The sequence below is a fragment of the Tepidimonas charontis genome, from assembly GCF_007556685.1.
In the GTDB taxonomy this organism is placed as follows: domain Bacteria; phylum Pseudomonadota; class Gammaproteobacteria; order Burkholderiales; family Burkholderiaceae_C; genus Tepidimonas; species Tepidimonas charontis.
The window spans coordinates 31,514-46,210 of sequence record NZ_VJON01000021.1; the positions used below are offsets into that span (position 1 = coordinate 31,514).

Annotated in this window: 12 protein-coding genes; 11 read left to right on the forward strand and 1 reads right to left on the reverse strand. The window is 67.2% G+C overall.

Annotated elements, in window-relative coordinates:
* Positions 1 to 23: 23 nt before the first annotated feature.
* Positions 24 to 1,511, reverse strand: a complete 1,488-nt coding sequence (gene pdxR / locus Tchar_RS07575; protein WP_144328468.1) for a MocR-like pyridoxine biosynthesis transcription factor PdxR — start codon at positions 1,509 to 1,511, stop codon at positions 24 to 26.
* A gap of 124 nt (positions 1,512 to 1,635) precedes the next feature.
* Here pdxR and Tchar_RS07580 point away from each other — a divergent pair, with 124 nt between their 5' ends.
* The 11 genes from Tchar_RS07580 (at position 1,636) to Tchar_RS07630 (ending at position 14,635) form a co-directional block, all read left to right on the forward strand.
* On the forward strand, positions 1,636 to 2,457 hold the full coding sequence (locus Tchar_RS07580) for a gamma-glutamyl-gamma-aminobutyrate hydrolase family protein (protein WP_144328458.1): 822 nt from the start codon (positions 1,636 to 1,638) through the stop codon (positions 2,455 to 2,457).
* A gap of 71 nt (positions 2,458 to 2,528) precedes the next feature.
* The gene (locus tag Tchar_RS07585; protein WP_144328459.1) at positions 2,529 to 3,899 is read left to right on the forward strand and encodes a glutamine synthetase family protein; all 1,371 of its coding nucleotides are present in this window, start codon (positions 2,529 to 2,531) and stop codon (positions 3,897 to 3,899) included.
* A gap of 66 nt (positions 3,900 to 3,965) precedes the next feature.
* Complete coding sequence (locus Tchar_RS07590; RefSeq protein ID WP_144328460.1) at positions 3,966 to 5,387, forward strand: aspartate aminotransferase family protein; 1,422 nt, start codon at positions 3,966 to 3,968, stop codon at positions 5,385 to 5,387.
* A gap of 149 nt (positions 5,388 to 5,536) precedes the next feature.
* Positions 5,537 to 6,712 carry an extracellular solute-binding protein gene (locus tag Tchar_RS07595; protein WP_236640380.1) on the forward strand — a complete coding sequence of 392 codons (1,176 nt, stop codon included), beginning with the start codon at positions 5,537 to 5,539 and terminating at the stop codon, positions 6,710 to 6,712.
* Between the two features lie 123 nt (positions 6,713 to 6,835).
* Positions 6,836 to 7,951: an ABC transporter ATP-binding protein gene (locus Tchar_RS07600; RefSeq protein WP_144328461.1), complete on the forward strand. Its 1,116-nt coding sequence runs from the start codon at positions 6,836 to 6,838 to the stop codon at positions 7,949 to 7,951.
* A gap of 45 nt (positions 7,952 to 7,996) precedes the next feature.
* A complete protein-coding gene (locus tag Tchar_RS07605) occupies positions 7,997 to 8,917 on the forward strand; it encodes an ABC transporter permease (protein ID WP_144328462.1) in 921 nt (306 codons plus the stop codon).
* Positions 8,918 to 8,938: 21 nt separating this feature from the next.
* Complete coding sequence (locus Tchar_RS07610) at positions 8,939 to 9,796, forward strand: ABC transporter permease (RefSeq protein WP_144328463.1); 858 nt, start codon at positions 8,939 to 8,941, stop codon at positions 9,794 to 9,796.
* A 269-nt stretch (positions 9,797 to 10,065) separates the two neighbouring features.
* On the forward strand, positions 10,066 to 11,547 hold the full coding sequence (locus Tchar_RS07615; protein ID WP_144328464.1) for an aldehyde dehydrogenase: 1,482 nt from the start codon (positions 10,066 to 10,068) through the stop codon (positions 11,545 to 11,547).
* An 81-nt stretch (positions 11,548 to 11,628) separates the two neighbouring features.
* Entirely contained in the window at positions 11,629 to 12,519 is an 891-nt protein-coding gene (locus Tchar_RS07620) for an LpxL/LpxP family acyltransferase (RefSeq protein WP_236640381.1), read from the forward strand.
* A 101-nt stretch (positions 12,520 to 12,620) separates the two neighbouring features.
* Positions 12,621 to 13,868, forward strand: coding sequence for an RNA-guided endonuclease InsQ/TnpB family protein (locus Tchar_RS07625; protein ID WP_144328465.1), 1,248 nt, complete (start codon positions 12,621 to 12,623; stop codon positions 13,866 to 13,868).
* 113 nt (positions 13,869 to 13,981) lie between these two features.
* Positions 13,982 to 14,635: a cyclic nucleotide-binding domain-containing protein gene (locus tag Tchar_RS07630; RefSeq protein WP_161595479.1), complete on the forward strand. Its 654-nt coding sequence runs from the start codon at positions 13,982 to 13,984 to the stop codon at positions 14,633 to 14,635.
* Positions 14,636 to 14,697 lie beyond the last annotated feature (62 nt).

A 14,697-nucleotide genomic window follows, 5' to 3' on the forward strand; every position in this document is an offset into this window, starting at 1 on the left:
GCTACCGATACCGCGCTGAGCGCTCAGGGCGCTGGCAAGGCCTGCTGCACGACGGCAGCCAAGCGGCGCGCGCACGGCTCGATGAGTGCTGGCTGGGCATAGCCGTAGCCGATGAGCAGACCACGCCAGTCGCGCCGCTGCAGGCAGTACGCCGACAGCGGCCGCACCGACAGACCATCGCGCGCCAGTGTGGCCGCCAACGCCTGGTCGTCCACGGCGCTGGGCAGGTGCAGACACAGATGCAGGCCCTGCGCCGCGCCGCTCAGGTGCACCCCCGGGTTGGCCAACAGCGGCTGCAGCGCGCGCAACAGCGTCGCGCGCCGCTCGGCGTAGGTTTGACGCGCGCGCCGCAGCGCGGTGGCAAAGTGTCCCAGCTCCATGAATTCGGCCAAGGCCGCCTGCAGCGGCAACTGTCCGGGACGATGCAGGTCGTAGTGCGCGCGGCGAAAGGCCTCCACCAGCGGCGGCGGCACCACCAGGTAGCCCAGTTTGATGCCGGGGTACAGCACCTTGGAAAACGTGCCCAAATAGCACACACGGCCCTCCTCGTCCAGGCCGGCGAGCGAGGCCAGTGGCGCGGCGTCGAAGCGAAATTCGCTGTCGTAATCGTCCTCCAGCACCCACGCGTTGGCAGCGCGGGCGGCTTGCAGCAGCGCATGGCGGCGCAGCAGCGTCAACACGGCGCCGCTGGGGTATTGGTGCGACGGGGTGACGTAGATCAGCCGCGGCGCGGGGGCATCGGCCGCTGGCGGGGCCCAGCCGTCACGGTCTACGGCCGTGGGGTACAGGCGCAGATCGCAGGCGGTGAAGGCCTTCACCGCGCCCCAGTAGGCGGGGTCTTCGATCCAGACCGTCTCACCCGCGTCGGCCAGCAGTCGCGCGCACAGCTCCAGCGACTGCTGGGTACCGGTGGTGATGAGCACCTGCTCCGGCAGCAGGCGCACGCTACGCGAGACGCGCAAATAGTCGGCCACCGCCCGGCGCAGCGGTCCGTAGCCGCCCGAGGTGGTGTAGTCCAGCATCTCGGGGCGGGCGGCGCGCCAGTGACGGTTTTGCAGCCGCTGCCACAGGGCCAGCGGGAAGGCGCTGAAGTCGGCCGGCCCGGGCGTGAAGGGCTGGATTTCCAGCTCCGCCGCGCCGGCATCCGTGGCCAGGCGCCGCCCGCGCACCGACAGGCCGGGCAGGGCGCTTGGATTGCGCGCCGGACCACGCCGCCCGCCCGCCACCGGCGTCTGCAAGTGCTCCTGCACGTAGGTGCCGCTGCCAACGCGGCTGCTCAGATAGCCTTCGGCGCCCAGCTGCTCCAGCGCCGCCACCACCGTGTTGCGTGACAGCCCCAAGTCATGTGCCAGCGCGCGGCTGGAGGGCAGGCGTTCGCCTGCGCCCAAGCGGCCGTCCGCGATCGCGCGCCGCAGCGCCTCATACAGGCGGCGGTTCAATGGCAAACCGGATGCGGGGCCGGCCGGGCCGTCGGGGCGCGACAGCTCGGTCAGTAGGTAATCGGCCAGCAGGGTGGCGGACTGGGTCATGGGCGCCTGATGTCAGGGTATGGCCGTGCGTCACGGCCAAGTGGATCCCCGCGGATGGGGCAAGTGGCACCCATTGTGCCCCCAAACAGGGCCGAGAATGGCCCCAATGTGGCCAACCGACCTGGATCTGTCAGCGCCTTTGGTGTGGATGCCCGCCGACCACCGCCTGCTGGGCGAGGGCGAGCGCGCTCAGCCCTACCTGCTGCTGGGAGACAAATACGCCCGCGCCGTCAAAGTGTGCGCGCAAGCGCAGCCGGTGATGTTTCCGCTGGCCGACGCCGACAGCGTGCCCGCCTTGCTGGCGGCGGTCGATGGCGTGGTGCTGACGGGGTCCCCTTCCAACGTGCACCCGCGCCATTTTGGCGAGCCGCCGACCGACCCGGCGCTGCCACTGGACGAGGCGCGCGATGAGGTCACGCTGGCCGTGGTGCGCGCCGCTCTGCAGCTGGGGGTGCCGCTGCTGGGCATCTGCCGGGGTTTGCAGGAAATCAACGTGGCGCTGGGTGGCAGCCTGCACCAGCGCGTGCACACCCTGCCCGGCCATCTGGATCACCGCGAGCCCGCCGGCGTGGCTCTGGCCGAGCAATACGCCCCGCGCCACACCGTCACCGTGCAGCCCGACAGCCTGCTGGCGCGGCTGGCCGGCGGGGCGGCCGAGGTGCGCGTCAATTCGCTGCACGGTCAGGGCATTCGCCGCCTGGCGCCGGGGCTGCGGGCGGTGGCGCACGCACCCGACGGTCTGATCGAAGCGGTGGAATTTCCTGCCGCCCGCAGCTTTGCGCTGGCGGTGCAATGGCACCCGGAGTGGCGCTGCTGGGAGGATGCGCTGTCCAGCGCCATCTGGCGCGCGTTTGGCGAGGCGGTGCGCCAGCGCCGCGCGCAGCGCACCCGGCGTGTGGCCGAGGGGGTGTCCCATCCGCGAGAATGAGGGCACCCCACCGCGACGGCGGCCTGCCCCCCGGGCAGGCCCCGCGGCCCCGGTGGACCACGGAGCAAGCGATGAGCAGTGCGAAAGACCTCAAAACCTTCAACGATCTCGAGCAATGGCTCAACGAGCGGCGCGTCACCGAGGTGGAGTGCCTGGTGCCGGACCTCACCGGCGTGGCGCGCGGCAAGATCCTGCCACGCGAAAAATTCACCGAAGACCGCGGCATGCGGCTGCCAGCGTCGGTGGTGGCGATGAGTGTCACCGGTGAGCAGCCCAGCAGTGGGCCGTACTACGACGTCATCGACCCCACCGAGCGCGATATGCAACTGCGCCCCGACCCGACCACAGCGCGCATCGTGCCCTGGGTGCAGGATCCGACCGCTCAGGTCATCCACGACTGTTTCGACCACAGCGGGCGGCTGATCCCGTATGCCCCGCGCAGCGTGCTGCGGCACGTCTGCGGCTTGTTCGACGCGCTGGGCTTGCAGCCGGTCGTCGCCCCGGAGCTGGAGTTTTATCTGACCGCGCGCAACACCGACCCCAACACCCTGCTGCACCCACCGGTGGGGCGCAGTGGCCGCGCCGAGACCTCGCGCCAGGCCTACTCCATCGACGCCGTCAACGAGTTCGATCCCCTGTTCGAGGAGATCTACGACTACTGCGACAAGATGGAGCTCAACGTGGACACCTTGATCCACGAGGTCGGCGCCGGGCAGATGGAAATCAATTTCTTTCACGCCCACCCGCTGGAGCTGGCCGACGAGGTGTTCCTGTTCAAGCGCACGGTGCGCGAAGTGGCGCTGCGTCACGACATGTACGCCACCTTCATGGCCAAGCCCATCGCCGGCGAGCCAGGCAGCGCCATGCACATCCACCAAAGTCTGGTGGACAAGGCCAGCGGACGCAATATCTTCAGCAACGAAGACGGCAGCCCCTCCGAGGCCTTCTACCACTACATCGGCGGTCTGCAGCGCTACATCCCGGCAGCCATGGCCCTGGTGGCGCCCTACGTCAACAGCTATCGGCGCCTGGCACGCCACACCGCAGCACCCATCAACATCGAGTGGGGGCACGACAACCGCACCGTCGGCATCCGCTCGCCGATTGCGCCACCGCAGGCGCGCCGGCTGGAAAACCGCGTCATCGGCGCCGACGCCAATCCCTACATCGCGATGGCCATGACCCTGGCCTGCGGCTACCTGGGGCTGGTCAACAAGATCAAGCCCAAGCCCGAGATGCGCGGCGACGCCTACCTGTCGCCCTACGCGCTGCCGCGCAGCCTGGGCGAGGCGCTGGACTGGTTGCGCCGCGAGCCCGACCTGCACCACGTGCTGGGCGAGGCCTTCATCACCGTCTACACCGAGATCAAAGAGCTGGAGTTCGAGGAATTCATGAAAGTGATCTCGCCCTGGGAGCGCGAACACCTGTTGCTGCATGTCTGACACACCACAGGCGCGCCCCGTCCGCCGCGGCAGCGCGCCCGAGCACCGAACCGGAGGAACGCCCCGATGAACGCCCCGCTGCCCCTGACCGATACCCAGCTGCGCGAGGTGCAAGCGCTCGACGCCGCGCACTTCCTGCATCCCTTCACCGACCACCAGGCGCTGGCGCGGCGCGGTGCACGCCTCATCACCCACGCGCACGGGGTGCATATCTGGGATGCACGTGGCCAGCGCATCATCGACGCCATGAGCGGGCTGTGGTGCGTCAACGTCGGCTACGGGCGGCAGGCGCTGGCCGACGCCGCCTACCGCCAAATGATGACGCTGCCCTACTACAACGCCTTTTTTCAGACCACCACCGAGCCGGCGGTGCGGCTGGCGGCGCGCCTGTGCGAGCTGGCGCCGCCGGTGGGAGGGCGTGCGTTCACGCATGTGTTTTTCACCAGCAGCGGCTCCGAGGCCAACGACACCAACGTGCGCCTGGTGCGGCGCTACTGGGACCTGATGGGGCAGCCGCAGCGCAAGATCATCATCAGCCGGCGCAACGCCTACCACGGCTCGACGGTGGCGGCGGCCTCGCTCAGCGGCATGGCGGCCATGCACGCCCAGGGCGATCTGCCCATTCCCGGCATCGTGCACATCGAGCAGCCGCACTACTGGGCGCTGCGCCACGAAGGCGAGACGCCGGCCGACTTCGGTCGGCGCGCCGCGCGCTGGCTGGAGGACAAAATCCTCGAACTCGGCCCGGAGCGGGTGGCCGCCTTCATCGGCGAGCCGGTGCAGGGCGCTGGCGGCGTCATCATCCCCCCCGAGACCTACTGGCCCGAAATCCAGCGCATCGTCGAGCGCTATGGCATTTTGTTCATCTCGGATGAGGTGATTTGCGCCTTTGGCCGCCTGGGCCACTGGTTCGCCTACGAACGTTTCGGCACCCAGCCCGACCTGGTGACCTTTGCCAAGGGCGTCACCAGCGGCTACGTGCCGCTGGGTGGCGTGTTGGTCAACGAGCGCATCGCGCGCGTGCTCATCGAGCGCGGCGGCGAATTCAACCACGGCTACACCTACAGCGGCCACCCGGTTGCGTGCGCGGTGGCGCTGGCCAACCTCGACATCTTGGAGGCCGAGGCACTGCCGCAGCGCGTGCGCGACGACACCGGCCCCTACCTGGCGCGGCGCTTTGCCGAACTGACCGACCATCCGTTGGTGGGGGTGGCTGAGAGCTGCGGTTTCGTCGCCGGTTTGATGCTGGTGCGTGACAAGGCGACGCTGCAGCCCTGGCCCGAGGCGTGGGAGGTGGGCATGATCTGTCGCGCCCATTGCTTTGACAGTGGGGTGGTCATGCGCGCCGTGGGTGATCGCATGATCATCGCACCGCCGCTGGTGATGACGCGCGCCGACATCGACGCCATGATCGCCTGCATCCGCACCGCATTGGACAAAACATGGGCAGAAGTGCAACAAAAGGCGGCGGCGATGCATTCGAAATAGCGGCAAGGCGCGGACCCTGCCCTAGAATGGCGATGAGCAGGGCCGGGCGAGGGCGTGTGGTCGGGCGGAGCCGGCGTCACCGTCGCGTTGGTCTGCTTTTTGCTTTCGGTTTTTTTGCTGGTTGGCGGTCCTCGACAAGGAGTCTGAACATGACGATGCGTTGGTGGAGTGTGGCAGCCGTGGCAGCAGTAGTGCTGGCCGGATGCGGCAAGAAGGAAGAGCCGGTTGCGCAGCCGGCGCCAGCGCCGGCGCCCGCCGTCGCGCAAGCACCGGCGCCCAAGGGCCCGGTGCTCGACGACGAGAAGGTGCTCAACATCTACAACTGGCCCGACTACATCCCGGAGGGCATGCTGGCTGCGTTCGAAAAAGAAACCGGCATCAAGGTCAACTACGACACCTTCGAGACCAACGAGGCTCTGCACGCCAAGCTGGTGGCGGGCAACACCGGCTACGACATCGTCGTGCCCGGCAGCGTGTTTGCCAAACCGCAAATCGAAGGCGGCTTGTTCCAGCCCCTGGACAAGGCCAAGATTCCCAACTACAGCAATCTCGACCCCGAGGTGCTGAAGGTGCTCAGCCGCGTCGACCCCGGCAACCAGTACCTGGTCCCTTGGGGCTGGAGCTTCACCACCGTCGGCATCAACAAGCAAAAGGTGGAAAAGGCGCTGGGCGACTTGCCCATGCCGGAAAATGCCTGGGACCTGGTGTTCAACCCCAAATACACCGCCAAGGTCAAATCCTGCGGCATCGCCTACTTGGATTCGCCCACCGAAATCATCCCGGTTGCCTTGCACTACATCGGGAAAGACGCCTACTCCAACGACCCGACCGACTACGCGGCGGCGGTGGACATGCTGATGAAGGTGCGCCGCGACATCCGCATCTTCAGCTCGACGATGATCGACGACATCGCCAGCGGCAAGGCCTGTGCGGTCATCGGCTGGGCGGGCGACATCAACATCGCCGCCAGCCGCGCGGCCGAAACCGGCTCCAAGGATGAAATCGTGGCCCTGCTGCCCTCCACCGGCGCGCTGGCCTTCTTCGACACCATGGCGCTGTTGAAGGATGCCAAGCACCCGAACAACGCGCACGCCTTCATCGACTTCTTCCTGCGTCCGGAAAACGCCGCGGCCATGGCCACCGAAATGGGCTACAACACCGGCAACGCCAAGGTCAAGCCGCTGCTGCCGCCCGAGATCGCCGGCAACCCGTCGATCTTCCCACCGTCGGAGTATCTGCCCAAGCTGATCCAGCCCAGCAGCTACACCAACGAAGCGCGCGAGGCGATGGCTTCGGCCTACAACCGCTTCAAGCGCGGCAAGTAACTCGGTCAGACCCGAGAGGTTGTCTGGTCGTGAGCCGTCGCGGCGGGCTGTTCCTGTGTGCCAGCGGGAGCAGCCCGTTTCGTTTGTCTTCGTCTCCACCCTCTAGCAAGAGTGCGATCCGTCATGGCTGAAGCGCCCCGTCCTGCCACCGAAGCGCAGGACTACCTGGTCACCGAAAAACTGGTCAAAAAATTCGACGAGGTGGTGGCCGTCGATGAGGTGTCGCTGTCGGTGCGCAAAGGCGAGATCTTTGCGCTGCTGGGCAGCTCCGGTTGCGGCAAGTCCACCTTGCTGCGCATGTTGGCCGGTTTCGAGATCCCCACTTCGGGCCGTATCCTGCTCGGCGGCCAAGACGTGGTGGCGCTGGCGCCGTATGAGCGCCCGGTCAACATGATGTTTCAGAGCTACGCCCTGTTTCCGCACCTGGACGTGTGGGACAACATCGCCTTCGGCCTCAAGCGCGAGGGGTTGCCCAAAGCGGAAATCGCCAAGCGCGTGGACGACATGCTGGCGCTGGTACAGCTCACCGCCTACGCGCGACGCAAGCCGCACCAGCTCTCCGGCGGGCAGCAGCAGCGCGTGGCGCTGGCGCGCAGTCTGGCCAAGCGACCCAAGCTGCTGTTGCTCGACGAGCCGCTGGGCGCGCTGGACAAAAAGCTGCGCGAGCAAACCCAGTTCGAGCTGGTCAACATCATCGAACAGGTGGGGGTGACCTGCGTGATGGTCACGCACGACCAGGAAGAGGCCATGACCATGGCCAGCCGCATCGCCGTCATGAGCAAAGGGCGCGTGCTGCAGGTCGGCACGCCGCAGGAGATGTATGAGCATCCGGTCAACCGCTTCGTCGCTGACTTCATCGGCAGCGTCAACCTGTTCGACGGCACCATGGCCATCGACGAGCCCGACCACTGCGCGGTCGATGCGCCCATCGGCCGTATCCATGTCGGCTACGGCTCGCCCGGCGCCATCGGCATGCCGCTGAGCGTGGCGGTGCGCCCGGAAAAGATCGACATCGCCAAGGCGCGCCCGGACAACGTGCCGTGCAATCTGTTTCAGGGCCGCGTCAAGGAAATCGCCTATTTCGGCTCCTACAACAGCTACATCGTCGTCACGCCTCAGGGCCACAAGGTGCGCATCACCGAAGCCAACACCTCGCGCCACGATTTGTCGGACATCACCTGGGACGACGAGGTCTGGTTCTGGTGGAGCGACACCGCCGGCGTCGTGCTGCGCGACTGACGCGGCGCCCCTCGCCTTGCCTGCCACCGTTACGGAGCTCCGGCCATGGTCTCCTCGTCCTCGCCTTCGATTACGCTGCCCGGGCGCCGCTTCGTCATCGCCGTGCCCTTCGTGTGGCTGACGGTATTTTTTCTGCTGCCGTTTCTCATCCTGCTCTACATCAGCTTCGTGGACATGGGCAGCGGTATCGACCCGTTTCAGCCGCTGTGGGATGCGCAAGCCGGCGTGCTGCGCCTGAAGCTCGAAAACTACTGGACCATCTTCAAAGCCGAGTGGGATGGGCCGCTGTTTCGCACCCTGTACGTGGACGCCTATGGCCGCTCGCTGCTGTATGCGGCCATCACCGCCACCCTGTGCTTGCTCATCGGCTATCCGTTTGCCTACTTCATCGCCCGCAGCCCCGAGGCGGTGCGCCCAGCCTTGCTGCTGCTGGTGATGCTGCCCTTTTGGACGTCGTTTTTGCTGCGCGTCTATGCCTGGAAAGGCATCTTGGCCGATGGTGGCATCGTCAACCGCATGCTGATGGCGCTGGGTGTGACCGACCAGCCGTTGCCGCTGCTCTACACCAATGTATCGATGCTGGTGGGCATGACCTACGTCTACCTGCCCTTCATGGTGCTGCCGCTGTACGCAACGCTGGTCAAGCTCGACTGGCGGCTGCTGGAGGCCGCCTACGACCTGGGCGCCACCCCGTGGCGCGCCTTCTGGCTGGTGACGGTGCCGCTGTCCAAGGCCGGCATCATCGCTGGCTTCATGCTGGTGTTCATTCCGTCGGTGGGTGAATTCGTCATCCCGTCCCTGCTCGGTGGCCCGGAAAATCTGATGATCGGGCGCGTGGTGTGGGACGAGATGTTCACCGCCAACAACTGGCCGCGCGCGGCGGCGCTCGCGGTGGTGATGATCGCGCTCATCGTCGTGCCGCTGGCCATCTACTACCGCTACAGCGGCGAGCGCAGCGCGCACTGAAACCAGAGAGGGTCCGCGGCCATGAAAGCCCTGCTCGCACGCCACTTTGGCAAATTCTGGCTGGTGCTGGTGTACGCATTTTTGTACGCCCCGCTGCTGTTCATGATCGTCTTTTCGTTCAACAGCACGCGGCAAGATGCGGTCTTCACCGGCTTTTCGCTGCGCTGGTACGAGGCGCTGTTCAACGACACCAAAATCGTCAACGGGTTTTTCGTTTCGTTCAAGGTGGCCCTGGCCACCGGCGTGCTGTCGGCGGTGCTGGGCACGTTTGCCGCTTTCGTGCTGGTGCGTTATCGGCGCTTTTGGGGGCGCACCCTATTTTCCGGCATGGTCAACGCGCCGCTGGTCATGCCCGAGGTGATCATCGGCCTGTCGCTGCTGCTGCTGATGGTGGGTGCACAAAACGTCTTCGGCTGGCCGCAGCGCGGCATGCTGACCATCATCCTGGGTCACACGCTGATGGGCATGGCCTACGCGGTGGTGGTGGTGCAGTCGCGCCTGCTGGAGATGGACCGCCGCATCGAAGAAGCCGCGATGGACCTCGGGGCGCGTCCGCACCAGGTGTTCTTTCTGGTGACGCTGCCCAACATCGCGCAGGCGGTGCTGGCGGCCTTTTTGCTGTCGTTTACCCTGTCGTTCGACGACGTGGTGATCTCCGAATTCCTCTCCGGCCCCGGCGTCAACACGCTGCCGCAAGTCATCTTTGGCTACGCGCGGCGCGGCATCAACCCCACCATCTACGCGGCGGCCACGCTGCTCATCGTCACGGTCACCGTCGTCGTCGTCAGCTATGCGGTGTGGGTGGCGCGCAGCACGCGCCGGCGTGAGCGCGAAATCGCTGCGGCCGCGCGCACCGAAACGGCGCTGGCCCCGCGCTGACGGCCGGGGCAAGGGCGCGGCAGGCAAGCCACCGATGCACCCCGCATGCGCTGCCGGCCACACCGCTGGCAAGGCGTGTGGGGCGGCGTGGCCGTCGTCACGATTGGACCGGTGGCCGCTCCAGCCAATGGTCTGCCGTGACCGGCGCGCCCTCCGCTACCATGGCCGCAGCGCACCGGTGGCGCAGTGCCGACGTGCGCCGCCACCGCTGGCCTGTCGTGCCGCCCCCGATGGTGGGCGGCGCCCACCCACCATGCCCGAGGAAGCCCATGCCTGTTGACCTGTCGTCCTTGACCCTCGACGGCCGCGCCGTCATCGATGGCCGCCGTGTCGATGCCGCCGACGGCCGCACCTTCGACTGTGTCTCGCCGGTGGATGGCCGGCGGCTGACGACGGTGGCGCGAGGCGGCCCGGCCGACATCGATGCTGCCGTGGCCGCCGCCCGTGCCGCCTTTGCCGAGCGCCGCTGGGCCGGTCAGCCGCCGGCGGCGCGCAAGCGCGTCCTCATCCGGCTGGCCGAACGCATCCTGGCCCACGCCGACGAGCTGGCGCTGCTGGAGACACTGGACATGGGCAAGCCGCTGCGCTACGCCAAGAGCGTGGACGTGCACGCCGCGGCCAACTGCATCCGTTGGTATGGCGAGGCCGTGGACAAGCTCTACGATCAAATCGCCCCCACGCCCGAGACGGCATTGGCGCTGATCACGCGCGAGCCGCTCGGCGTGGTCGGCGTCATCGTGCCCTGGAATTATCCGTTGTTGATGGCGGCGTGGAAAATCGCGCCGGCGCTGGCGGCGGGCAATTCGGTGGTGCTCAAACCCAGTGAAAAATCGCCGCTGAGCGCCCTGCGCTTGGCCGAACTGGCCCTGGAGGCGGGCGTGCCACCCGGCGTGTTCAACGTCGTGCCCGGCTTCGGGCCCGAAGCCGGCAGCGCGCTGGCCCTGCACATGGATGTCGATGGCATCGCCTTCACCGGCAGCACACGGGTGGGCAAGCAAATCCACGTCATGGCCGGGCAGAGCAACCTCAAACGCGCCTGGACCGAACTGGGCGGCAAGTCGCCCAATATCGTCTTTGCCGACTGCCCCGACCTCGACCGCGCGGTGCAAGCCGCCGTGGCGGGCATCTGCTTCAACCAGGGTGAGAGCTGCAACGCGCCCTCGCGCTTATTGCTCGAAGCCTCGATCAAAGACGCGTTTTTGGACAAGGCCTTGGCGCTGCTGCCGCGCTACCAGCCGGCCAACCCGCTGGACAAGGACACGGTCATGGGGGCGATCGTGGACCGCACCCAGCTCGACACCGTGCTGCGCTACATCGCGCAAGGGCAGGCCGAGGGCGCCCGGCTGCTCGCCGGCGGCCAGGCGGTGCAGCCGGTGCCCGGTGGTTTCTATGTGCAGCCCACGGTGTTCGACGGCGTCACCAACGATATGACGATCGCGCGCGAGGAAATTTTCGGGCCGGTGCTGTCGGTCATCACCTTCACCGACGCGGCCGACGCCGTGCGCCAGGCCAACGACAGCATCTACGGCCTGCAGGCGGCGGTGTGGACCCGCGACCTCAACAAAGCGCACGCGGTGGCGCGCGCCCTGCGTGCCGGCACCGTGCACGTCAACCAATACGACGAAGACGACATCACAGTGCCCTTTGGCGGCTTCAAGCAAAGCGGCATCGGGCGCGACAAATCGCTGCACGCCTTCGACAAATACACCGAGCTGAAGACGACCTGGATCCGCATCGACAGCCCGTTGTGAGCGCGGGCCTGCTGGCGCGTCAGCGCTGCCCGGCCGGATGGGCCCGGGCGGGCGCGGCAGTCGCTATGATGCACGGCGCTCGTGACGACCTTGCTCAACCCCTCATCCGCAGCCGTGCCGGGGCCTGCCTGGCTGCGCGCGCTGGCCCGGCTGCCGCTGCCGTGGCTGCGTGCCGCCGGCACCGCGCTGGGCGCCGTGCTCTATGTGGTCGCGGCGCGGCGGCGCGCCGTGGTGCGCCGCAACCTCGCCCTGTGCTTTGCCGATGCCACACCCGCGCAGCGGCGGCGCTGGGCGTGGGAGACGTTTCGCCATTTCGGGCAGGCCTTCGTCGATCGCATCTGGCTGTGGCACGGATCGGCGGCGCAGGTGGCGCAGCGGGTGCGGCTGGAAGGTGACTGGCCGGCGCTGGCCCAAAGTGGCCCGCAGCTGCTGTTCGTGCCGCACTTCGTGGGGTTGGATGCCGCGTGGACGCGCTTGACGCAGGCCATCGTGCGGCCGTGGGCGGGCATGTACGCCCCGCAAAACAGCCCGCTGTTGGACGCTTGGGTGCGCGCCGGACGGGCGCGCTTTGGCGCGCCGCAGCTCGTCTCGCGTCGCGAGGGGGTGCGCGGTCTGGCGCGCGCCTTGCGCGCGGGTGCCGCGGTGTATCTGCTGCCGGACATGGACTTGGGGGCAGCGCCATCGGTCTTCGTGCCCTTTTTCGGCATACCCGCGGCCACCGTGACCGCGCTACCACGGCTGGCGGCCCTGGGGCCGGCTCCGGTGCGGCCGGTGGTGGCGCGGCTTGATCGGCACGGCTACCGGGTCTGGGTGGGGCCGGTGTGGCCGGACTACCCCAGTGGTGACGACGTGGCCGACGCACAGCGCATGAACGCCGAGCTGCAACGCTGGATCGCCGAGACCCCCGGCCAGTACCACTGGCTGCATCGGCGCTTCAAGACCCGGCCGCCGGGGCACGCGGGGTTGTATTGACCTGGGTTTGACCTGGTGCGCGGCAAGCCTCGGCCTTCAGGCCGGGGAAGGATAGCGCGGACGCCGTAGGCGTCCCATAGGCCAAGCGTATCATTTCGCCCATGCAACGTCTGCAAGCCTTCAGATACGAACTGATGCCGACCGGCGAACAGCAGCGCCAGATGCGCCGCTTTGCCGGGTCGTGCCGCTTCGTCTTCAACAAGGCGCTGGCGTTGCAGAAGGAACGCTACGAGCAAGGCGAGAAGAAGCTCGGCTACGCCGGCCTGTGCAAGCTGCTCACCGAGTGGCGCAATGGGCCTGAAACGCCGTGGCTGGCCGATGCGCCTGTGCATCCGCTGCAACAAACGCTCAAGGATCTGGAGCGCGCTTACGCCAACTTCTTCGCCAAGCGGGCCAACGTCCCGCGCTTCAAGAAGAAGGGCCAACACGACAGCTTCCGCTATCCCGACCCGAAGCAGATCAAGCTCGACCAGGCCAACAGCCGCATCTTCCTGCCCAAGCTCGGCTGGGTGCGCTATCGCAACAGCCGGAAGGTACTGGGCGAGGTGAAGAACGTTACCGTCAGCCAGTCGTGCGGCAAATGGTTCGTGTCGATCCAGACAGCGCGTGAAATTCAAGCCCCAGTGCCCGAGGCCACCAGTGCCGTGGGCATCGACATGGGCGTGACACGCTTCGCCACGCTCTCAGACGGCACGTTCTACGCGCCGCTCAACAGTTTCAAGCGGCACGAAGACTGCTTGCGCCGTGCGCAGCAGGCGATGAGCCGCAAAACGAAGTTCAGCAACAACTGGAAGAAGGCGAAAGCCCGCGTCCAGAAGATTCACGCCCGGATCGGTAACGTCCGCCGCGACTACCTGCACAAGGCCACGACCACGATCAGCCAAAACCACGCGATGGTGTGCATCGAGGACTTGCGGCTGCGAAACATGTCCAGGTCGGCGGCAGGCACAACCGAGAATCCGGGCAAGAATGTTCGGGCCAAGTCCGGCTTGAACAAAGCCATCCTCGACCAAGGCTGGTTCGAGTTCCGCCGCCAACTGGACTACAAGCTGGCATGGGCCGGCGGGCATCTCATCGTCGTGCCGCCGCAGAACACGTCGCGGACGTGCCCGGCCTGCGGCCATGTGTCGGCGGACAACCGCCAGACGCAGGCCCGGTTTCTGTGCGTCGAATGCGGTTTCGAGGAAAACGCCGATCTGGTCGGCGCGATCAACATACTCAGGGCGGGACACGCCCGTTGCGCCTGTGAAGTGAGCGGTGCAGTCATGCCGCCAGCAGCAGGAACCCACCGAAGCGACTCATTCCGGCTCGATGCCGGGGTGAGCGCCGTAGGAATCCCCCGACTTTAGGCGGGGGAGGATGTCAATTAGCGCAAGGGCAGCGGAGCGAGGCGCATTGCGTGCCCTCGTGTGTCATGCCACCATATTGGCGTTTTTACCCACAAAAAGCAGGGTTGGATGGTATGCTTCAATATTCCCGCACACGCTGCGCCGAGTGCATTCATGGCGCGCAGTGTTTGCTGGCACCGGCGGCGGTGCAAGGCGCCGTCGCCGAAGTGGCGCTGCGAGCGGGCGAGCCCCTGCTGCGCCAAGGTGAGCCACTGCACCAGGTCGCTGTGGTCAAGGTGGGCGTGGTGTTGCTGCGGCGGCGCGTACCCGACGCGGGACGCCAGGCGGTGGCAGTCGTCGGGCCGGCCCAGGCCCTCGGTCTGCGCGCTTTGCTCGACTGTGGTGTCGCCGCTGCCGACGCCCAGGCTCTGACCCCCGTGCGCGCCTGCCTCAGTCAGGCGCCAGCGCCGGCGATCGACCCGCGCGTTGCCTTGGCTGAAGGGGTGCGGTTGGCCGAAACCTTGGCCGAGTGGGCGGCCATCGCCCGTTTGCCGCGCACGGTGGCGCGCGTCGAAGCAGCGCTGGCGCGGCTGGCCGCGGCCAGTGGTACGCGCGAAATCGTTTTGCCCGAGCGCGCGGTGTTGGCCGAGCTGTGTGCCTGTGCGCCCGAAACGGTCTCGCGCGCCGTGACGACGTTGCTGCGCAGCGGCCGGCTGCAGCGCGGCCCGCGGCGTGGTCAAGTGCGCCTGGTCGAGACGGAGGCTGCGCGCGAAGCCCGGTCGGCTTGACGCGACCGGGCTCGAGGCGCCATTCAGCGTGATAAATGTCACGCAAAATATCAATTCCCCCC

Coding starts and splice junctions, on each gene's coding strand:
- Tchar_RS07580 (WP_144328458.1), top strand. CDS start 1,636: ATGTGGCCAACCGACCTGGATCTGTCAGCGCCTTTGGTGTGGATGCCC.
- Tchar_RS07610 (WP_144328463.1), top strand. CDS start 8,939: ATGAAAGCCCTGCTCGCACGCCACTTTGGCAAATTCTGGCTGGTGCTG.
- Tchar_RS07605 (WP_144328462.1), top strand. CDS start 7,997: ATGGTCTCCTCGTCCTCGCCTTCGATTACGCTGCCCGGGCGCCGCTTC.
- Tchar_RS07600 (WP_144328461.1), top strand. CDS start 6,836: ATGGCTGAAGCGCCCCGTCCTGCCACCGAAGCGCAGGACTACCTGGTC.
- Tchar_RS07590 (WP_144328460.1), top strand. CDS start 3,966: ATGAACGCCCCGCTGCCCCTGACCGATACCCAGCTGCGCGAGGTGCAA.
- Tchar_RS07630 (WP_161595479.1), top strand. CDS start 13,982: ATGCTTCAATATTCCCGCACACGCTGCGCCGAGTGCATTCATGGCGCG.
- Tchar_RS07595 (WP_236640380.1), top strand. CDS start 5,537: ATGACGATGCGTTGGTGGAGTGTGGCAGCCGTGGCAGCAGTAGTGCTG.
- Tchar_RS07625 (WP_144328465.1), top strand. CDS start 12,621: ATGCAACGTCTGCAAGCCTTCAGATACGAACTGATGCCGACCGGCGAA.
- Tchar_RS07585 (WP_144328459.1), top strand. CDS start 2,529: ATGAGCAGTGCGAAAGACCTCAAAACCTTCAACGATCTCGAGCAATGG.
- Tchar_RS07615 (WP_144328464.1), top strand. CDS start 10,066: ATGCCTGTTGACCTGTCGTCCTTGACCCTCGACGGCCGCGCCGTCATC.